The organism is Corynebacterium meridianum (genome assembly GCF_016342265.1).
GTDB classification, from domain to species: Bacteria; Actinomycetota; Actinomycetes; order Mycobacteriales; family Mycobacteriaceae; genus Corynebacterium; species Corynebacterium meridianum.
In genome coordinates this window covers 235642-256365 of sequence record NZ_JAEIOS010000011.1, presented here as the reverse complement: position 1 = coordinate 256365, position 20724 = coordinate 235642, and the positions used below count along the sequence as shown (strand labels likewise).

19 protein-coding genes are annotated in these 20724 nt (G+C 66.7%); 17 read left to right on the top strand and 2 right to left on the bottom strand.

Annotated features, from left to right (window positions below; translation table 11 throughout):
* Nucleotides 1-2: 2 nt before the first annotated feature.
* Nucleotides 3-1106 (bottom strand): ACR3 family arsenite efflux transporter, encoded by a 1104-nt coding sequence (arsB, locus tag JDV75_RS04345; RefSeq protein WP_198738018.1) that lies wholly within the window; start codon nucleotides 1104-1106, stop codon nucleotides 3-5.
* 102 nt (nucleotides 1107-1208) lie between these two features.
* Nucleotides 1209-2096: a KPN_02809 family neutral zinc metallopeptidase gene (ypfJ, locus tag JDV75_RS04340; protein WP_198738017.1), complete on the bottom strand. Its 888-nt coding sequence runs from the start codon at nucleotides 2094-2096 to the stop codon at nucleotides 1209-1211.
* A gap of 189 nt (nucleotides 2097-2285) precedes the next feature.
* On the opposite strand from ypfJ, the gene aspS reads away from it, so the two are divergent.
* From aspS to JDV75_RS04255, 17 genes are all read left to right on the top strand, one after another.
* Nucleotides 2286-4070: an aspartate--tRNA ligase gene (gene aspS, locus JDV75_RS04335; RefSeq protein WP_198738016.1), complete on the top strand. Its 1785-nt coding sequence runs from the start codon at nucleotides 2286-2288 to the stop codon at nucleotides 4068-4070.
* Between the two features lie 355 nt (nucleotides 4071-4425).
* Nucleotides 4426-5685: a phosphotransferase family protein gene (locus tag JDV75_RS04330; RefSeq protein WP_198738015.1), complete on the top strand. Its 1260-nt coding sequence runs from the start codon at nucleotides 4426-4428 to the stop codon at nucleotides 5683-5685.
* Nucleotides 5686-5761: 76 nt separating this feature from the next.
* On the top strand, nucleotides 5762-7120 hold the full coding sequence (locus tag JDV75_RS04325) for a replication-associated recombination protein A (protein ID WP_198738014.1): 1359 nt from the start codon (nucleotides 5762-5764) through the stop codon (nucleotides 7118-7120).
* Between the two features lie 157 nt (nucleotides 7121-7277).
* Nucleotides 7278-9947 (top strand): alanine--tRNA ligase, encoded by a 2670-nt coding sequence (alaS, locus tag JDV75_RS04320; RefSeq protein WP_198738013.1) that lies wholly within the window; start codon nucleotides 7278-7280, stop codon nucleotides 9945-9947.
* 307 nt (nucleotides 9948-10254) lie between these two features.
* The gene (gene ruvX, locus JDV75_RS04315) at nucleotides 10255-10785 is read left to right on the top strand and encodes a Holliday junction resolvase RuvX (RefSeq protein ID WP_198738012.1); all 531 of its coding nucleotides are present in this window, start codon (nucleotides 10255-10257) and stop codon (nucleotides 10783-10785) included.
* Entirely contained in the window at nucleotides 10786-11976 is a 1191-nt protein-coding gene (gene mltG, locus JDV75_RS04310; protein WP_198738011.1) for an endolytic transglycosylase MltG, read from the top strand. It begins immediately after the preceding gene.
* Between the two features lie 87 nt (nucleotides 11977-12063).
* Nucleotides 12064-12912 carry a shikimate dehydrogenase gene (locus tag JDV75_RS04305; RefSeq protein WP_198738010.1) on the top strand — a complete coding sequence of 283 codons (849 nt, stop codon included), beginning with the start codon at nucleotides 12064-12066 and terminating at the stop codon, nucleotides 12910-12912.
* Nucleotides 12909-13226, top strand: a complete 318-nt coding sequence (locus JDV75_RS04300) for a hypothetical protein (RefSeq protein WP_198738009.1) — start codon at nucleotides 12909-12911, stop codon at nucleotides 13224-13226. Before JDV75_RS04305 ends, JDV75_RS04300 begins: the two co-directional genes overlap by 4 nt.
* Before the next feature lie 75 nt (nucleotides 13227-13301).
* Nucleotides 13302-13733, top strand: coding sequence for a prepilin peptidase (locus JDV75_RS04295; protein WP_198738008.1), 432 nt, complete (start codon nucleotides 13302-13304; stop codon nucleotides 13731-13733).
* A gap of 60 nt (nucleotides 13734-13793) precedes the next feature.
* Complete coding sequence (gene aroC / locus JDV75_RS04290) at nucleotides 13794-15005, top strand: chorismate synthase (RefSeq protein ID WP_198738007.1); 1212 nt, start codon at nucleotides 13794-13796, stop codon at nucleotides 15003-15005.
* On the top strand, nucleotides 15005-15514 hold the full coding sequence (locus tag JDV75_RS04285; RefSeq protein WP_198738006.1) for a shikimate kinase: 510 nt from the start codon (nucleotides 15005-15007) through the stop codon (nucleotides 15512-15514). The genes aroC and JDV75_RS04285 overlap by 1 nt, the downstream gene beginning before the upstream one ends.
* Nucleotides 15515-15562: 48 nt before the next feature.
* Nucleotides 15563-16657: a 3-dehydroquinate synthase gene (aroB, locus tag JDV75_RS04280; RefSeq protein ID WP_198738005.1), complete on the top strand. Its 1095-nt coding sequence runs from the start codon at nucleotides 15563-15565 to the stop codon at nucleotides 16655-16657.
* Nucleotides 16658-16667: 10 nt separating this feature from the next.
* Nucleotides 16668-17099, top strand: a complete 432-nt coding sequence (gene aroQ, locus JDV75_RS04275; protein WP_198738004.1) for a type II 3-dehydroquinate dehydratase — start codon at nucleotides 16668-16670, stop codon at nucleotides 17097-17099.
* A gap of 269 nt (nucleotides 17100-17368) precedes the next feature.
* Nucleotides 17369-18463, top strand: a complete 1095-nt coding sequence (locus JDV75_RS04270) for a M24 family metallopeptidase (protein ID WP_336244294.1) — start codon at nucleotides 17369-17371, stop codon at nucleotides 18461-18463.
* A gap of 95 nt (nucleotides 18464-18558) precedes the next feature.
* The gene (gene efp / locus JDV75_RS04265; RefSeq protein WP_198735991.1) at nucleotides 18559-19122 is read left to right on the top strand and encodes an elongation factor P; all 564 of its coding nucleotides are present in this window, start codon (nucleotides 18559-18561) and stop codon (nucleotides 19120-19122) included.
* 20 nt (nucleotides 19123-19142) lie between these two features.
* Nucleotides 19143-19784 (top strand): transcription antitermination factor NusB, encoded by a 642-nt coding sequence (nusB, locus tag JDV75_RS12195; RefSeq protein ID WP_198738003.1) that lies wholly within the window; start codon nucleotides 19143-19145, stop codon nucleotides 19782-19784.
* Nucleotides 19785-19872: 88 nt separating this feature from the next.
* Entirely contained in the window at nucleotides 19873-20724 is an 852-nt protein-coding gene (locus JDV75_RS04255) for a PPK2 family polyphosphate kinase (protein ID WP_198738002.1), read from the top strand.

Here is a 20724-nt window from a genome sequence, read left to right as displayed (position 1 = left end):
TGTCAGCGGACCCGCGCGTGGACGGTGCTCTCGGACGGCGAAGTAGGGTCGCCGGGGAAGAGGCGTGGTGCCCACCACATCGCCACGTAGACCAGCGCCAGGAGAACGGGGACCTCGATGAGAGGGCCGATCGTTCCCGCCAGTGCCTGTCCTGACATCGCACCGAAGGTACCGATCGACACGGCGATGGCCAGTTCGAAGTTGTTGCCCGCGGCCGTGAATGCGATCGTCGTGGAGGTGGCGTAGCCGAAGCCCACGGCCCGGGACACGACCGTGGCGAGGACGAACATGATGAAGAAGTAGAGGACGAGGGGCACCGCGATCCGGGCGACCGCCCACGGGTTCGCCGTGAGCTGCCCGCCCTGCAGGCTGAACAGCACGACGATGGTGTAGAGCAGGCCGCCGAGGGCCAGCGGGGAGATCCTGGGGAGGAACCTCGTCTCGTACCACCGGCGGGACCGGATCCTCTCGCCGAGGACGCGGGACAGAAAGCCTGCCAGCAGGGGGATCCCGAGGAACACGAGGACGGAGACGAGGATCGCGGTGAACGAGAACTCGGCGCTGGTCGTCTCGAGGCCGAGCCAGGAGGGGAGTACCTGGAGGTAGAACCAGCCGAGCACCGAGAACATCACGACCTGGAAGACCGAGTTGATGGCTACCAGCACGGCGGCGGTCTCGCGGTCGCCACACGCGAGGTCGTTCCAGATCAGGACCATGGCTATGCACCGGGCCAGGCCGATGATCACGAGGCCGGTCCGGTACTCGGGCAGGTCGGGGAGCAGCAGCCACGCCAGGGCGAACATCAGCGCCGGGCCGAGAATCCAGTTCAGGGCGACGGTGATGGACATCAGTCGTCGGTCAGTGGCGATCTTCCCGGTCTTGTCGTAGCGAACCTTCGCCAACGGCGGGTACATCATCACCAGCAGGCCGAGCGCGATGGGGACGGAGATTCCACCCACGGTCCAGGAATCGAGGAGTCTCCCGAGTGACGGGATGAACCGGCCGAGGAGGATTCCGAGGACCATGGCGGCGATGATCCACACCGGCAGCCATCGGTCGAGGAAACTCAATCGCGCGGGAACGGGGGTGCTCGGGGAGGTGCTCATTGCGTGACGGAACCTGTCTGTTCGGTGAGCTGGCCGCTAGACAACTCTAGGTAGGAGACCTTCTATGGTCAACATGGTGTAGGCCGGGTGCAGGTGCCGGACCTACATCCGGTACCCGCCGCGGTCCAGGGTGTCGCAGGAACTCATCGAACCTGAACGGTAGCCGGCGAGGAAGGCACGTTCGCGCTGTTCGGACGACCCGTGGGTGAATGCGTCCGGTCGGACCTCGCCCTGGCTGCGTTTCTGGATGTTGTCGTCGCCCACTGCCCGTGCGGTCTGCACCGCGTCCCGGACCTGCTCATCCGTGATGGGGTCGAGGAAGGCCCCCTCGCCGTCATCGGCGTAGTGCGCCCAGACCCCGGCGTAGCAGTCGGCCTGGAGTTCGATCTTCACCGCGTTGGAGTCGGCGCCCGGATTCTTGTAGTCGCTCAGGCCGAGCGTTCCCTCCAGGTTCTGCAGGTGGTGTCCGAACTCGTGGGCGACGATGTACTCCTGTGCGAGCGGGGCGTTCTCGCCTCCCAACTGGACGATCTGGTCGAAGAAACTCACGTCGAAGTAGGCGGTCTGGTCCACCGGGCAGTAGAAGGGTCCCGTCGCTGCGGACGCCATGCCGCATCCGGACCGGGTCGAGTTGTCGAAGATGACGAGGCCCGGTTGCGAGTACTCGATTCCGGCTTGTTCCGGAAGGTTGGCGGCCCACACCGCATCGAGCGACTGTGCGGTGGCGGACACCCGGCAGTCGGCGTACCTGTTCGCGTCGGCACCGGTGCGGCAGTGCTCCAGGGTGTCGCCACCGGCGGAGTTGTCGCGGGGACCCTGTGCCTGCTGCTGGTTCAGAACCTCGTTGAGCTCCGCGGGGTCACCACCGAGAAGAAAGAACGCCACGGCCACGATTATGGTGCCGATACCGCCGCCTGCGGCGAGCTTCATCCCGCCGCCGGATCGTCGGGCGCGGGATGAACTCAGGTCCACATCATCACGAAAGGTCATGCGACGATCATGCCACACACGTGCGGTCCCGGAGCAGCATCGACCGCATGCCGTCATCCGGGTGGTTCCCAGGGGGAACCGGTACGCGTCGGGGAATACCGGCCCGCCGCGGCCGCCTCCCGGGCGTTGGGGGTAGACTCGCAGGTCGATCCGAATATCTCTGTTACCTAGTGGAAGGACACCAGACACGTGTTGCGCACTCATCTTGCCGGCGACCTGCGGAAGGAATCAGCGGGACAGACGGTGACGCTGACCGGATGGGTGGCTCGCCGCCGTGACCACGGAGGTGTCATCTTCATCGATCTCAGGGACCGCTCCGGTGTCGCCCAGGTGGTCTTCCGCGAGTCCGAGGTCGCCGAGAAGGCGCACCACCTCCGCAGTGAGTTCTGTATCCGGGTGAGCGGCGTGGTCGAACCCCGCCCCGAGGGATCGGAGAACCCGAATCTGGCATCGGGTGACGTCGAGGTGAACGTGACCGAGCTGGAGATCCTCAACGAATCCGCACCGTTGCCGTTCCAGATCGAGGACTCGGCGAGCTCCGGGGAAGTGGGCGAGGAGGCCCGACTCCGGTACCGCTACCTTGATCTGCGTCGCCCGAGCCAGGCCAAGGCGATGCGCCTCCGTGCCGCCGCGAACCAGGCCGCCCGGAGAGTGCTCGACGCGAACGACTTCACCGAGGTCGAGACGCCGACCCTGACCCGGGCGACGCCCGAGGGGGCCCGTGACTTCCTGGTACCGGCACGACTCAAGCCGGGTACCTTCTATGCGCTCCCGCAGTCGCCGCAGCTGTTCAAGCAGCTGCTCATGGTCGCCGGTCTCGAGCGCTACTACCAGATCGCCCGCTGCTACCGGGACGAGGACTTCCGTGCGGATCGCCAGCCGGAGTTCACGCAGCTTGACGTGGAGATGAGCTTCGTCGACGAGAACGACGTGATCGAGCTCGCCGAGCAGGTCCTAGTCGAGCTGTGGAAACTCATCGGCTACGAGATCACCACCCCGATCCCGCGTATGACGTACGCCGAGGCGATGCGCCGTTTCGGTTCCGACAAGCCCGATCTCCGCTTCGACATCGAGATCACCGAGTGCACGGAGTTCTTCTCCGACACCACGTTCCGGGTGTTCCAGAACGAGTACGTGGGTGCCGTCGTGATGGAGGGCGGTGCCAGCCAGCCACGCCGCCAGCTCGACGCCTGGCAGGACTGGGCCCGCCAGCGCGGAGCAAGGGGCCTGGCCTACATTCTCGTCGGCGAAGACGGCGAGCTCGGTGGGCCGGTCGCCAAGAACATCACCGAGAAGGAGCGGGAGGGTATCGCCGCTCACGTCGGTGCGAAGCCCGGCGACTGCATCTTCTTTGCCGCGGGAGACACCAAGTCATCCCGGGCGCTGCTCGGTGCGGCGCGCGGCGAGATCGCCCGCAAGCTCGACCTGATCAAGGATGGGGACTGGGCCTTCACCTGGGTCGTCGACGCCCCCATGTTTGAGCCGTCCGCCGACGCCACCGCCTCCGGTGATGTCGCCCTCGGGCACTCCAAGTGGACCGCCGTCCACCACGCGTTCACCTCACCGAAGCCCGAGTTCCTCGACTCCTTCGATGAGGATCCCGGTTCGGCTCTGTCCTACGCCTACGACATCGTGTGCAACGGAAACGAAATCGGCGGAGGATCTATCCGTATCCACCGCCGGGACGTCCAGGAGCGCGTATTCAAGGTCATGGGCATCACGGACGAGGAGGCACAGGAGAAGTTCGGCTTCCTCCTCGACGCCTTCGCCTTCGGTGCCCCGCCGCACGGTGGCATCGCCTTCGGCTGGGACCGGATCATGAGCCTGCTCGGCGGGTTCGACTCCATCCGGGACGTGATCGCGTTCCCGAAGTCCGGTGGTGGAGTGGATCCGCTGACGGACGCTCCGGCGCCGATCACCCCCGAGCAGCGCAAGGAATCCGGCATCGACGCGAAGCCGAAGAAGCAGGGTTAACCTGGCTGCGTGATGTTCCCACCCGCCGATTGGACCGGCGGGTGGAACCGGGGCGCTCATTCGGGCATTGCGCCGGCATTTTCTGACCGGGCGGCCGCAATGTACCCACCCCCGGCCGCTGTGTTCTACGCCGGACCCGAATCACACCGTCCGGGAACCCACCGGTATCTCGGCAGTTCAGGTGAAGTTTCAGGGGGTCGTGCGCCTCTTGTCCCGCCCCACCGGCGCGGTGGATGAACCACGGAGATTCCTCCCACGGGATACAGTGAGGGGGAGTAACGAGGGCGTTACGACGCGTGCGCGCACGTTCTCGCCACGCCGGTTGCCCGGCGAATGAACCATGAAGGAGTTTTCCATGCTCGCGACCGAAGAGATCGTCGAGGTTGCCCAGGAGCTGTTGTCCGAACGTTTCGGAGGAAGCCAGAAACTCGGGGACGTTGAATCGCTCGGCGGATCCGGGAACGCGGTGGTGCTCCGTGCCCGTGTCGCTGTATCGCCGTTCCTCCAGCAGCGGTCGGTCGTCCTCAAGTACACGCCCCCGACAGGGGAGAGAATCGACGATGCGGCTCTGATCCGCGAGGTCGTGTCCTATCAATTCACCACGTCCCTGCCCGCGGACGTCCGTCCGGGCCCGGTGCTGCTCGCGTACGACATCGACCGCAGGATCCTGGTCATCAGCGATTCCGGGGATGGACAGACCTACGCCGACCTGTTGGCCGACGCCGAGGGGGACAAACGACTGCCGCTGATCCGGAATCTGGGACGCGCCATCGGCAGGATGCACGCCGGTACCGCGGACCGTGAGGCCGGCTTCGATATCCTCCTGAAACGGATGTTACGTGCCTACCCCGATACGGAGGAACTCCAGTACGCCCGGGAGCGGGGCATCCCCGCCTCGATCGACCGGGGCCTGGAGCTCCTTGAAGCCGCGGGAATCGATATTCCGACGACCGTGCGATATTTCGCATCCGACGCGAAGCGGCGGCTGGTCAGCGGAAGACACCGCGCGTTCACCCCGTTCGATCTGTCTCCGGACAACATCATCCTCGCGGACCGCACCCAGTTCCTCGACTACGAGTGGGCCGGGTACCGCGACGCGACCTTCGACATCGCCTGCGTCATCGCCGGATTCCCGCAGTTCCTCTTCACCCGCCCTATCACCGATGACGAGGTGGACGCGCTCACGGAGTCGTGGGTAGAAGAGGTCCGGGAGATCTGGCCCAACGTTACCAACGAGGCCCGCCTGCAGGCCAGGATCGTCACGGCGATGGTCGGGTGGGCGATGTCGAGCGTCTGCTACCTCTACTACGGCTCGATGAACCAGGTGATCAGCGAGTACGGTGGACGGGCCGAGGCCCGGGACGTCGATGTCCCGGGCCCCGAGGTGGAGGCCGCGGCAACCGCGGACGCCGCGGGGATCGATGACGGCTATGACGTCCTGGCCGACGTCCTGGGTGACATCTCGGAGAACAGCGGACTGGCCCGCGATGATCTCCACGAGACGTTCACTGCCCTGGCCCACTACGCTGAACGTGGGCAGGATCCCCGATTCCCGGATGTCCACCGTTTCGCTGCGGCAGTGGTCGAACGACTGGATGCACTGAACCGGAGCTGACGCAGTCCCAGCCGACGGACCGACCCCGAGGGGCGGTCCGTCGGCTCATTCGAAAAGTAAGGAAGACTCACCCTCCATGGCACAGGCCACGCTGTTTCCCGGCGGAGACGATGACGGCGGTGACGGCGACAACGGTACCGGCTACTTCCACCCCGGGGATCACGCGCCGCTCGCCGCGAGGATGCGCCCCAGATCACTCGATGAGGTCGTCGGGCAGGAACACATACTCGGCCCCGGCAAACCACTGCGCCGACTCGTCGACGGTTCCGGGGCCGCGTCGGTCATCCTCTACGGGCCACCGGGTACCGGCAAGACCACGATCGCATCTCTCGTGAGCGCCGAAACGGAACGCCGCTTCGTCGGGTTGTCGGCGCTCAACGCGGGTGTCAAGGAGGTCCGTACCGTCATCGACCGTGCCCGCCGGGACCTCATCGACGGGCGCCCGACTGTGCTGTTCATAGACGAGGTGCACAGATTCTCGAAGACCCAGCAGGATGCACTTCTCGGTGCCGTCGAGAACCGGATCGTCCTGTTGGTCGCGGCGACGACGGAGAACCCGTCCTTCTCGGTCGTTGCGCCACTGCTGTCCCGGTCACTCATCCTCCAGCTGCATCCCCTGGGCGACGACGATGTCGCGACGGTGGTCCGGCGGGCGCTCGTCGACGAGCGTGGTCTCGGTGGGCGCGTCACAGCCACCGACGAGGCCGTCGACCAGCTGGTCGCGCTCGCCGGCGGTGACGCCCGCCGGGCACTGACCTACACGGAGGCCGCCGCGGAGGCGGTGCCCGACGGCGGTGAACTGATCGTCGAGACGGTGCGGGAGAACGTCGACCGGGCCATCGTCCGCTACGACCGCGACGGCGACCAGCACTACGACGTCACCAGCGCGTTCATCAAGTCGGTGCGTGGTTCTGACGTCGATGCCGCGCTCCACTACCTCGCCCGGATGATCGAGGCAGGGGAGGACCCCAGGTTCATCGCCCGGCGCCTGGTGATCCTCGCCTCCGAGGACATCGGGATGGCCGACCCCGGAGCTCTCCCGATGGCGGTCGCCGCTGCACAGACGGTGGCGCTGATCGGGCTGCCCGAGGCACGTCTCGCCCTCGCCCAGGCGACGATCCATCTGGCGACGTCCCCCAAGTCCAACGCCGTGATCACGGCGATCGACGCGGCACTGCACGACGTGCGGGAAGGCAGATCGGGGCACGTTCCGCCGCATCTACGGGACGGTCACTACGCCGGGGCGAAGAAGCTCGGCAACGCCGTCGGCTACCGCTATCCGCACGATGATCCCCGAGGCATCCTGGATCAGCAGTATCTCCCGGATTCGTTGGCTGACGCGTGCTACTACCTTCCCACCGGGCATGGTGGCGAACAGCGGCTCGGGGACGTCGTCGGGCGCCTGCGCCGGATCATCCGCGGCAACCGGAAGTGATCCGGCGACACTGACCGTCGCGCACGTCCCGGTCCCGGGGCCGCAGGTGAATCCGCAGGCTTCGGACGGACCCCGGGGTGGGGCCGGAAGGTGTGGACGGAGCGGGTAAGGTTGTCCGGGACCGATCCCGAAACACGACAGCGAGGACTCTAGAACCGTGCAGACCCACGAGATCCGGGAGCGCTTCATCGCGCACTTCGTCAAAGCTGGACACGTCGAGGTGCCCAGCGCCCCGTTGATCCTCGACGACCCCAACCTCCTGTTCGTCAACGCGGGGATGGTGCCGTTCAAGCCGTACTTCCTGGGGCAGCAGAATCCGCCCTTCGCATCCGGTACCGCGACCTCGATCCAGAAGTGCGTCCGCACCCTGGACATCGAGGAGGTCGGTATCACGACCCGGCACAACACCTTCTTCCAGATGGCGGGTAACTTCTCCTTCGGCCAGTACTTCAAGGAGGGTGCGATCACTCACGCGTGGAACCTGCTCACCGGTTCCGTCGCGGACGGTGGCTTCGGGATGGATCCCGACCGCCTGTGGGTCACCGTCTACCTCGACGACGATGAGGCGGCGGACATCTGGGAGAAGAAGATCGGACTGCCGAAGGAACGCATCCAGCGGCTCGGCATGGCGGACAACTACTGGTCCATGGGAATCCCCGGCCCCTGCGGTCCCTGCTCGGAGATCTACTACGACCGCGGTCCGGAGTACGGCGCCGACGGTGGCCCGGAGGCCGACGACAACCGCTACATGGAGATCTGGAACCTCGTCTTCATGCAGAACGAGCGCGGCGAGGGAATCGGCAAGGACAACTTCGAGATCCTCGGCCCGCTGCCGAAGAAGAACATCGACACCGGCCTCGGCATCGAGCGCGTCGCCTGCCTGCTGCAGGGCGTCGAGAACGTCTACGAGACCGATCTCCTGCGGCCCGTGATCGATGTCGCGGAGCAGCTGACGGGCGCGACCTACGGGGCGAAGCACGCCGATGACATCCGCTTCCGGGTCATCGCCGACCACTCCCGTACCGCGATGATGCTGATCCTCGACGGCGTCACCCCGGGCAACGAGGGACGCGGTTACATCCTGCGCCGTCTGCTGCGCCGGATCATCCGTTCCGCGCGGCTGCTCGGTGCCACGGGCGAGACGATGGAACGATTCATCGCCACCATCATGGACACGATGACACCGTCCTACCCGGAGATCGCGGATTCCCGGGGCCGGATCCTCGACACCGCGGTGACCGAGGAGAAGGCCTTCCTCCGGACACTGGAGTCGGGTACCCACCTGTTCGAGCGCGCAGCGGAGAGCGTCCGTTCGTCGGGTGCGAAGACGTTGGCCGGTGACCAGGCCTTCGCACTGCACGACACCTACGGTTTCCCGATCGACCTGACGATGGAGATGGCCGCTGAAGCCGGTCTCGAGGTCGATCGCGCCGGATTCGACGCCCTCATGGCGGAACAGCGGGACCGCGCGAAGGCCGACAGCCGCGCCAAGAAGCACGGTCACGCCGATCTCTCCGTCTACCGGGAGTTCGTCGACGAACACCCCACGGTGTTCGTGGGCTACGACAACCTCAAGGCCGAGGGCCGGGTTCTTGGTCTGCTGCAGGGCGGTGCGACCGTCACCCGTGCGGCCGAGGGCACGGACGTCGAGGTGATCCTCGACATCACGCCCATGTACGCGGAGGCCGGCGGACAGCTCGGCGACCGGGGCGCGATCACCCTCGGCGACACCAGGCTGCGCGTCAACGACGTCCAGAAGATCGGCAAGAAACTCTGGGTGCACAAGGCCACCGTCGAGAACGGGGAGATCGGCGTCGGCGAACAGGCACTGGCCTCCGTAGACGAAGGCTGGCGGCACGCCGCCCGACAGGCGCACTCCGGTACCCACCTCATCCACGCCGCCCTGCGTCAGGTCCTCGGGCCGAACGCCGTCCAGGCCGGCTCGATGAACAAGCCGGGCTACCTCCGTTTCGACTTCAACTCCGCGCGGGCGCTCACCCCGGAGCAGCTCACCGAGATCGAGACCATCACCAACCAGGCGGTGGACGCCGACTGGGCGGTCAACACCTTCGAGACGAGCCTTGACGAGGCCAAGGCCATGGGGGCGCTGGCCCTGTTCGGCGAGAACTACGGCGACCGGGTCCGCGTCGTCGAGATCGGCGGACCGTTCTCGATGGAGCTCTGCGGCGGCACCCATGTCGCCCACTCCTCCCAGATCGGACCGGTGTCGGTCCTCGGTGAGGCGTCGGTCGGCTCCGGCGTCCGGCGGATCGAGGCCTACTCGGGCCTGGATTCGTTCCGGTACCTGTCCCGTGAGCGCGCCCTCGTGGAAGGCCTCGCGACCTCCCTGAAGGCGCCCAGCGACGAGCTGCCGGACCGGATCGCGCAACTCACCGAGAAGCTGAAGGCGGCGGAGAAGGAGATCGCGGCGCTGCACCGCAGGCAGCTCGCGGCCGCCACCGCCGACTACCTGAAGCAGGCCCGCCAGGTCGGTGACTTCACCCTGCTCACCGCGCGCCTTCCGGAGGGTACCGCGGGCGGCGACCTGCGGACGGTCGCGACCGACCTCAAGAACCGTATAGGAGCGGAACCCGCGGTGATCGTACTCGCCACGGCGGACGACCGCGGCAAGGTTCCGTTCCTGGTTGCGGCGACAGGCGGCGCCGTGGAACGCGGTGTCCGTGCCGGTGATCTCATCAGGGTGTTCGGCGGGCCGGTCGGTGGTCGCGGTGGCGGCAAGCCGGACATGGCACAGGGGTCGGGCTCGGACGCCTCCGGTATCGACGCGGGCTTCCGGGCCGTGGAGGACGACCTCCGCAACCGGTGACGGTGCCCGTGGGGTAGACCCGTACCGGTTGGAGCGGCGTACCCCGAAAACCGGGGTCTGGAAGTCTGGCGTGCCGGCGACGGGACACGCCCGCCCGCTCCCGTCGGTGTCGACCCGTCGAGGGGCAAATGCTATAGATGCTATAGATTTGGCGGGTACGTATCCCCGACACCGTGGTAACGGGTCTGTTACGGTCGGTGCGTGGAGAGTTACGGTGCCCGGCCGGACCACACGGTCACCGGGACACCCACACGCCGGTGTCGGCGTCCCGGTGACGGCACCCCCAGACAAAGGATGAAACCGCGACATGCCCATACAGCCAGACAAACCCGGTGCCGACGACCCCGGTAGGGGACGGCGGCTGGGAATCGATGTCGGAACCGTGCGGATCGGCGTCGCCGTCTCCGACACCGACGGGATGCTGGCGACTCCGGTGGAGACGGTTCCCCGGGTAACCGGGCTGAAGGACCGGGACGGCGCCGACATCGACCGGCTCATCGAACTCATCACCGGGTACGGTGTCGTCGAGGTCGTGATCGGACTGCCCCGGGACCTCCACGCCAACGGTTCCGCGTCCGTCAGGCACGCGAAAGAGTTCGCCTTCCGCATCAACCGGCGACTGACCGGGTGGGACGACCAGGGCAGAAGGATCCCGGTCCGGCTCGCCGACGAGCGGTTGACCTCAGTACTCGCGACCAGGGCACTGCACATGTCCGGGCGCACCACCAAGAACGGACGCAGCGTGATTGACCAGGCTGCTGCCGTCGAGATTCTCCAATCCTGGCTCGACGCCCGGGCTAACGCCCTGTCGGCCACCGACGTTGAGGACGGTTCATAGATGAACAGAGCACGCTCCGGACGTGGCCCCAGGGGTCGCCGCATGGAACCCAGGTACGTTCGTCGTCGGCAGTACGGCATGGCCATCGTCATCGCCAGTGTTCTCATCATCATCGGGACGGTCGTGTACATCGTGGGATCCCGCAGCGGTTCCAACAGGCCACCGGACTTCAACGGCACCGGAAACGAGATCGTGCAACTGGTTCAGATCGAGGAGGGGTCGTCGGTATCGGCACTCGGCCCGGAGCTCGTCGAGAAGGGAATCGTCAAGTCGAACGGCGCCTTCCAGGCCGCGGCCGGTGCGAACCCGGATGCGGCCCGGGTACAGCCCGGCTTCTACCGGCTCCAGGGGGAGATGAGTGCTGTAGCTGCGGTCGCAGCCCTCGTGGATCCCGCCAACAAGGTTGAGATGCTGGAGATCCCGGGAGGGGCCACCCTCATGGATGTGCGGGTCATCGGCGGCGAGACCCGACCCGGCATCTACACGAAGATCGCCGCGGTCACCTGCACCGCGGGATCACCGAACTGTGTCAGCACGGAGGAACTGGAGCGGGTCGCGGCAACCACCGATCCCGCGGAACTGGGGGCCCCGGAATGGGCCCTGGAGCAGGTTCGCGGGCGGGAAGGTGACCCCAAACGTCTCGAGGGTCTGATCACCCCGGGAAGCTACGTGATCAATCCGGAGCAGGACGCCACCGGCATCCTGCGGGAACTGGTCAGTGCGGGTACCGACGAGTACAACTCCACCGGAATCGTCGATCGCGCCGGCGCCATGAACCTCACCCCCTATGAGCTGCTCACGGCCGCGTCGCTGGTGGAGCGGGAGGCTCCCGCCGGTGACTTCGACAAGGTCGCGCGGGTCATTCTCAACCGGCTGGCTGAGCCGATGCGCCTCGAGTTTGATTCGACGGTCAACTACGACCTCACGGACGTCGAGGTGGCGACCACCGACGAGGACCGCGCCCGGAAGACCCCGTGGAACACGTACGCCATGGACGGATTGCCGCAGACCCCGATCGCCGCCCCGTCTATCGAGGCCATCGAGGCCATGGAGAATCCGGCCGACGGCAACTGGCTCTTCTTCGTCACCATCGACAGCGACGGAACAACCGTATTCAACGACACCTTCGAGGACCACCTGCGGGACACCCAGCAGTCGGTGGACAACGGTGTCCTCGACTCGAACCGCTGACACACCCCGTCGGCGGGGGAACTGTACCGGCCACGGGGTCCGATCGACCACCCGGGTACGGCCGTCACCGTGAAAGGAAAACCCCACGTGAGTGATCTGATTCGGCATCGGGCCGCTGTTCTCGGCCGGCCGGTCGAACACAGCCTCTCGCCCGTCATCCACGCGGCCGGATACCGCGCCGTCGGCCTCGACGACTGGGCGTACACCCGGATCGACTGCGGTGCCGAGGACCTCCCGTGGATCGTGGCTGACGCCCCGGCTGAGTTCGCCGGGTTCTCGGTGACGATGCCGGGGAAGTTCGCTGCCCTCGCCGTGGCTCGGGAAGTCACCCACCGAGCACGCGCCATAGGATCCGCGAACACCCTCGTCCGGATTCCGGGCGGCTGGCGTGCCGACAACACGGACTGTGAGGGGGTGTCGGCCGCGCTCGGGGAACTGGGCGTCGGGAACCCCGCCGCCGGAGACCGTGCCGTGCTCGTCGGAGCCGGGGGTACCGCGCGACCCGCGCTGTGGGCGCTGGGTCGCGCGGGTTTCCGTGCGGTGACCGTGATCAACCGGTCCGATCGCAGCGCGGAGCTGGCACCTCTCGCAGATACCCTCGGGATCGACGTCCGCTGGACGGTTTCCGACCCCGAACGGGCCGCAACGGCCGTGACCGGTGCCGCGGTGGTGATCTCGACGGTTCCCTCGGCGGCACTCGCCGGGATGGAGGACGATCTCGCACGTGTTCCCGTGCTGGACGTCATCTACGATCCGTGGCCGACACCACTGGCCCGGGCGGCAGCGGACAACGGTGTTCCCGTGGTCGGCGGAGATGTGATGCTCGCGGGCCAGGCACTGAGCCAGTTCGAGCAGTTCACCGGGAAGCCTGCGCCCCGGGACGCCATGCGTGCGGCACTGACCGCCGCACTCCGCGATCGGAGTTGCGGGGCATGAGTCCCGGGCGACCCGGCAAAGAGAATCCCTGGTTCGGACATCTCCTCGTCGCACTGCTCGTTCCGGCCGGTTACCCCCTGGTGGTGTTCCTCTCCGGGTTCAACCCCCCGGAACGCCCCTTCGCGGAGCTGAGCTATCTGACTCTCGCCACGATCGCGCTGGTCGTCAATGCCGTCGTCTACGCCCGGCACCTGGAGAGATTAGACACGAACCGGCCACCGGTCTGGATGACGGTCACCTTCGCGTGCTACCACCTGGCCGTACTCCCGTTGCTGATCTTCGGTGTCGTGATGTTCGCGGGTTCGATTTTCTGAGGCGTCGGCCCGGTAGTCCACAGGTGTTCCGCACCGCCGACGGGGCCTTGGACCCGGGAAGCTAGATTCCCGTGAATGACCCTGCTGTTCTCGATTCCTGTGCTCGCGGCCTGGGCGTTTCTCCTCGTCTGCCACGACGTCCGGCACAGCAGGCTCCCCGACGGTCTGACCCTGCCCCCGGCGGCGTCGGCGGTCCTGGTGACCTGCTGGGTGTCTCCCGCTGGTGTCCTACCCGGTCTCGGGTGGTTCCTCAGCTACCTGGTTCTGGCGGAGGTGACCCGCGGCGGCATCGGCGGCGGGGACGTCAAACTGGCTGTACCACTGGGATTCCTCGCGACGGCGATCGCCGGAACCACGGGAGGTCTGCTCGCGGCCGCGGTGGCCGGGATACTCACCTCGGTGGTTCTCACCGTCTCCCGGCGTTGTTCGATTCCGCACGGTCCCGCCATGGTCGTGGGCACTCTCGTCGTGGTTGTCGCCGCGGTTTCCGGTGGAGCCGGGCCGTGACCGGTGCCACTTCCGGGACCCTCGTGTCCGGGCGAACCGAAAGCATGGAAGAATGAGCGCATGCTTCGATGGACTACAGCAGGGGAATCCCACGGTCAGGCTCTCATCGCACTGGTGGAGCACATGCCCGCGGGGGTCCCACTGACGACTGATCAGATCTCCACCCAACTCGCCCGCCGTCGACTGGGCTACGGTCGCGGGGCCCGGATGAAGTTCGAGGCCGATGAGGTGACGATGCTCACCGGCGTCCGCCACGGGCGGACGATCGGTGGCCCGGTGGCGATCATGATCGGGAACACCGAGTGGCCGAAGTGGACGACGATCATGTCCGCTGACCCGGTGGATCTCGACGACGACGAGGTCGCACGTGCGATGGACTCCGGGCGTGGGGCGAAACTGACCCGACCCCGCCCCGGGCACGCCGACTTCGCGGGGATGCTCAAGTACGACTTCGATGAGGCCCGGCCCGTACTGGAGCGCGCCTCCGCCCGGGAAACCGCGTCCCGGGTCGCCGCTGCGACCCTGGCACGGAGCTTCCTCCGCGAGACACTCGGCGTGGAGGTGATCTCGCACGTCATCTCCATCGGTGACTCGAAGGTCGTCGACGGTGCACCGGTTCCGGCGTTCAGTGACCTCGACGCCATCGACGAATCACCGGTGCGTGCCTTCAGCGCCGAGGCCGAGGAGTCGATGATCGCCGAGATCGAGGCCGCCAAGAAGTCCGGTGACACCCTCGGTGGCGTCGTCGAGGTCGTCGTCCACGGGCTACCCGTCGGACTGGGGAGCCACATCTCGGGGGAGGACCGCCTCGACGCCCAGCTCGCCGCGGCTCTCATGGGGATCCAGGCCATCAAGGGCGTGGAGATCGGAGACGGATTCGCCGAGGCCCGGCGCCGCGGTTCCGTCGCGCACGACGAGATGATCCGGACCGACGACGGGGTCACCCGAACGACGAACAGAGCCGGTGGGATCGAGGGCGGAATGACCAACGGCCAGCCCCTCGTGGTCCGGGCCGCGATGAAGCCGATCTCCACCGTTCCGCGCGCGTTGAAGACCGTTGACATGACGAGCGGGGCGGCCGCCAGCGCCATCCACCAGCGCAGTGACGTCTGCGCGGTCCCGGCTGCGGGTGTCGTCGCTGAGGCGATGGTCGCACTTGTCCTTGCCAGGGCTGTTCTCGCCAAGTTCGGGGGCGACAGCCTCGGCGAGACCTCCCGCAACATCACCAGCTACCTGTCCCGTGTCTCCGAGCGTCTGGAGTTCGATAACTGATGTCCAAACCCCGTGTCGTACTCGTCGGTCCACCCGGCGCCGGGAAATCCACCATCGGTCGCAGACTGGCCAGTGCACTGAATACGACGGTCATCGACACCGACCAGATGATGGAGCTGGAGCAGGGGAAACCCTGTGGTGACATCTACGCGGAGCTGGGCGAGGAGTCCTTCCGTGAACTCGAGGCAAGGACAGTGGAGGAGGCGCTGGCCCACAACGGGGTCGTCAGCCTGGGCGGCGGTGCGGTCGTCACACGCTCGACCAGGGAACTGCTCGACCAGCACGAGGTCATCTGGCTCGACGTGTCGGCGGAGGAGGGGGTTCGCCGCACGGCGGGCGGGAACCGTCCGGTGCTCGACGGCGACGACGCGCTCGCACGCTATACGGAACTCCTCGACGGCCGCCGCGAGTTCTACCGCGAGGTCGCGAGTTTCCGTGCCCGAACCGACGAACGTACCCCACAGCAGGTGGTCGCCGACGTCCTGGGCTACCTCGACTCCGAGGTCTAGGCACACCCCCACCCGCACCTTCACGTATCCACCGCGAAAGGCACCACAGTGAGCACCTCCGGATCCTTTGAATCGACCATCGCCGTCACCGGTCCCTGCCCGTACACCGTCAGGATCGGCCATGGTCTGTACGGCACTATCGCGGAGTTCGCCTCGGAGCTACCCGGCGCACGGAAGGCAGCCATCCTCCACCAGGGGGCTCTCAGTGCAGTGGCGGAGGGACTGACGGCGGCCCTCTCGACGGCCGGGCTCGAGGTCGTCCGGCACGTCATACCGGACGCGGAGGCGGGGAAGACCCTGGACAGCGCCGGGGAATGCTGGGACGCACTCGGCCGCGCGGGAATCGGACGTCGGGACGTCGTCATCGGCCTCGGCGGCGGTGCCGCCACCGACCTCGCGGGATTCATTGCCGCCACCTGGATGCGCGGCGTGCCGGTGATCCAGGTCCCGACGACGCTGCTCGCGATGGTCGACGCCGCGGTCGGCGGAAAGACGGGGATCAACACGGCCGCGGGGAAGAACCTCGTCGGCTGCTTCCACGAGCCGGCTGCGGTGTTCGTCGACCTCGACCGCCTGGGTACTCTCCCCGCCGACGAGATCGTCGCCGGGAGTGCGGAGGTCATCAAGACCGGGTTCATCGCGGACCCCGAGATCCTCGCCCGGTACGAGTCGGATCCGGAGGCGTGCCTGCGGGCCGACGGGCACCTGCCCGAACTCATCGCCCGGTCGGTCGCCGTGAAGGCGCGGGTCGTGTCGGAGGACCTCCAGGAGGCCGGGCTGCGGGAGATCCTCAACTACGGGCACACCTTCGGGCACGCCGTCGAGCTGCGCGAGCACTTCGCCTGGCGGCACGGGCGCGCCGTGGCCGTCGGCATGATGTTCATCGCCGAACTGAGCCGCGAACTGGGGCACATCGACACCGACCTGGTGGACAGGCACCGCCGCATCCTCTCGTCCGTGGGTCTGCCCACCACCTACGTCCCCGGATGCTTCGACGAGCTCCACGCCGGGATGAGCCGGGACAAGAAGAACCGGGACGGTCACATCCGCTTCGTCGCGCTCACGGACGTGGGCTCGACGATCCGGCTCGAGGGCCCGTCTACGGACAGTCTCCGTGCCGCGTACGCAGCGATCAGTGGCTAGTATCGTCTCCATGCGCACCATAGACGTCTACAACGGCCCCAACCTCGACCGGTTGGGGAAGCGCCAGCCGGAGATCTACGGTTCGACGACCCTCGGGGACGTGGAGCGGCAGCTCACCACCCTGGCGGAGGAGCTCGGCGTCACGGTGCGGTGCCGGCAGTCGAACTGGGAAGGGCAGTTGATCGACTGGATACACGAATCGGCCGATGCCGGAAATTCGGTCATCATCAACCCCGGAGGCTTGACCCATACCTCTGTGGCGCTACGCGACGCACTCGCCGAGGTCGCCGACGGTGCCGGCTTCATCGAGGTCCACATATCGAACGTCCACGCCCGTGAAGCGTTCCGGGGCCACTCCTATCTCTCCCCGATCGCGCGTGGCGTGATCGCCGGACTTGGTACGGACGGATACTCCTTCGCGCTCCGGAAGCTGGCCGCGTAGCCCGGTGGACGTCCCTCCGTGCCCGGAAGAAGGCCGGGGCGGACCCGCCGGGGGACCGGGTGCCGAATCTCCGGCTCCTCAATGGCCCTGCCCTCGTTCGCGGTACGGCAGGTACGGCACCCCCGTTAACAACATTCGCCCGCCCGAGCGGTCGGTGAACGGGCGCACGGGTTAACCTATGTTCAAAGAACGTCGTGACGGCGCCCGCCTCGGGTTGTTCAACCGGGGGCGACCGCCGACCCCGCAACCATGTTAGGCACGGTGACATTGTGGCTTTTTTCGCTGATACCCGATTCTCGAACCGGCGGCGGGCACTGGCCGCCGACATGGCGGGGCGACGCATCGATTCGATGCTCGTCACCGACCTGACCCACGTGCGCTATCTCTCCGGTTTCTCCGGATCGAATGGTGCGGTGCTGCTGTCGAAGGACCTGTCCGCCCGGATCGCGACGGACGGTCGCTACACCACCCAGATCGCGGAGGAGGTCCCGGACATCGAGTGCCTGAAGGCGCGGGATGTCGGCGTCGAGCTCCTCCGTGAGGTCACCGGTCCACGGCGGGTCGGCTTCGAGGCCTCGCATGTCACGGTGGCGCATCTCGATCGCCTGACGGACGCCTGCGGGGAGGACGTCCAGCTCGTCCCCGTCACCGGTCTGATCGAGGATCTCCGGTTGACCAAGGACCAGCTCGAGCTCGAGCGTCTCACCGGCGTCGCGGAGCTCGCGTCACAGGCCCTCGCGCAGGTGCTGGACGCCGGGGAACTCGCTGTCGGACGGACAGAACGTCAGGTCGCCGCGGATCTCGAGTACCGCATGCGGATGCTCGGGGCCGAGCGCGTCAGCTTCGACACGATCGTCGCCTCCGGGCCGAACTCGGCCAAACCCCATCACGGCGCCGGGGACCGGGTCATCGAGGCCGGAGATCTCGTGACGATCGACTTCGGTGCGCACGACCGGGGATTCAACTCGGACTGCACCCGCACCTACATAATGGGACACACCACCGAATTCACGGAGGAGATCTACACCATCGTGCACCGTGCCCAGGCCGCGGGCGTGGAGGCCGCCATTCCGGGAACCCCGCTCCGTGACATCGACGCCGTCTGCCGCGACATCATCACGGAAGCCGGGTACGGCGACTACTTCGTGCACTCGACCGGACACGGAATCGGCCTGGACGTCCATGAACCCCCGATGGCGTCGGCGAACGGCTCCGGGGAACTGCGGGAGGGGATGACCCTGACCATTGAGCCGGGGATCTACGTTCCGGGCCGCGGCGGTGTCCGGATCGAGGACACCCTCATCATCACCGCAGGTGCACCGGAAGTGATCACCCGTCTACCCAAGGACCTGCAGGTGATCTGATCCGGGGCGTGATGTAAGCTGATACGCCGTACCAGCGGGAGACCCGGAACCACCGGGCGAGCTCCCGCACCGCAACATCCGAGGGAGAGCAACGAGTGGCAACCACCGCCGACTTCAAGAACGGTCTTGTGCTCAAGATCGACAACAAGCTGCAGCAGATCGTCGAGTTCCAGCACGTCAAGCCGGGCAAGGGGCCCGCATTCGTGCGGACCAAGCTCAAGGATGTCGTCTCGGGCAAGGTTGTGGACAAGACCTTCAACGCCGGTGTCAAGGTCGAGACAGCGACGGTCGACCGCCGCGACATGACCTACCTCTACCACGACGGAACCTCCTACGTGCTGATGGACGCCAAAACGTTCGAGCAGATCGAGGTCGGCGACCACCTCATGGGTGACGGCGCGAAGTTCCTCCTCGAGAACATGACCGTCCAGGTCTCGTTCCACGAGGGTGAACCGCTCTTCGTGGAGCTCCCGATCGCCGTCGAGCTCAAGGTCGAGCACACCGACCCGGGCCTGCAGGGTGACCGCTCCACCGGTGGCACCAAGCCCGCCACGCTCGAGAGCGGGGCAGAGATCCAGGTCCCGCTGTTCATCGAGACCGGCAACGTCCTCAAGGTGGACACCCGCAACGGCTCCTACCTCTCCCGCGTCAACAACTGATCGCCGGGGCCGATCAAGCTGTGACTGACAAAGACAACCGAGGCGACGCCGGTCGACGTCCGCCGCACAAGCGTCGCGGCGCCCGTTTCCGCGCGCGTCGCCGTGCCGTGGACATCCTCTTCGAGGCTGAGGCCCGCGACGTCGATCCCGTCGCGATCGTCGAGGACCGCGTGGAGCTGTCGCGGCTCCCGCAGCCGGACGTCGCGCCGATCGCGGACTACACCCGGAGAATAGTCGAGGGAACGGCCTACGAGCTGGACCTCGTGGACGATACGATCGCGAGGTACCTCGTCGAGGACTGGACGTTCGGCCGACTCCCTGGCGTGGAGCGGGCGATCCTGCGGGTCGCCGTCTGGGAACTGCTCTTCAACCCGGAGGTTCCCCCCGTGGCCGCCATCGATGAGGCGGTCCGGCTCACCGGAGACTACTCCTCGGACACTGCGCAGGCCTACGTCAACGCGGTGCTCGATGCGGTGGCCGGGAACCTGGACACCCTTCGGGCCGGGGAACCGGAACCGGAGGCGCCGGACTTCCTCGACGTCGATGAACCCGAGTCGGAGGACTCCGCAGACACCGAGGACGGCGGATACGAGTCCGATCAGCCGAACTCAGGGGCCGGTGGCACCACTGAAACGGAAAACCCGGACCACACCCCGATGTGACCGGCTGATACCGCGACGAGCGATTGAACTCCCCGGCACCCGTACACGGGTGCCGGGGAGTTCGCGTTGTTCCGGCTACCATGGCGGCATGGCAAATTTCAGCACGAATGACGCAGCAGAACTCCGGATCGGAGCCGACTTCAGGATCGCGGACGTCGATCCCGGATCGACCCCGAACTTCAAGGGCGACAAGAACAAACTGGAAAAGGAGTTCTCCGAGATCGACGACGAGCTCTCGGAGCTCCAGGAGATGCTCTACGCCAACGGCAGGGCATCCGCGGAGACGGCCGGTGCCGTGCTGCTCGTTCTCCAGGGCATGGACACCGCCGGAAAAGGCGGCGTGGTCCGGCACGTGCTCGGGATCGTCGACCCGCAGGGCGTGGACCTGGCCGCCTTCGGGAAGCCGACCGAGGAGGAGCTCGCACACGACTTCCTCTGGCGGATACGGAAGAAGCTGCCCCGCCCCGGGCGCATCGGCGTATTCGACCGCTCCCATTACGAGGATGTGCTCATCCACCGTGTCCACGGGCTGTCGTCGGCGGAAGAGATCGAGCGTCGCTACGGTGCGATCGTGGAGTTCGAGCGGGAGCTCGCCGAATCCGGTGTCCGGATCATCAAGGTCATGCTCCACATCAGTCCGGAGTTCCAGCGGGAGAACCTCGAAGAACGACTGGAACGCGCCGACAAGCACTGGAAGTACAATCCCGGCGACGTGACGGAACGGGGCTACTGGGAGGAGTACCAGGAAGCCTACGAGATCGCCCTGCGCCGGACCTCGACCGATTTCGCCCCCTGGTACTGCGTACCGGGGGACAACAAGCCCTACGCGCGGATGGTGGTGAAGTACCTGCTGCTCGATGCACTCCGGTCCATGGATCTGGAGTGGCCCGAGCCCGATTTCGACGTTGAGGAGGAGAAACGGCGCCTCGCGGAGAGCTGA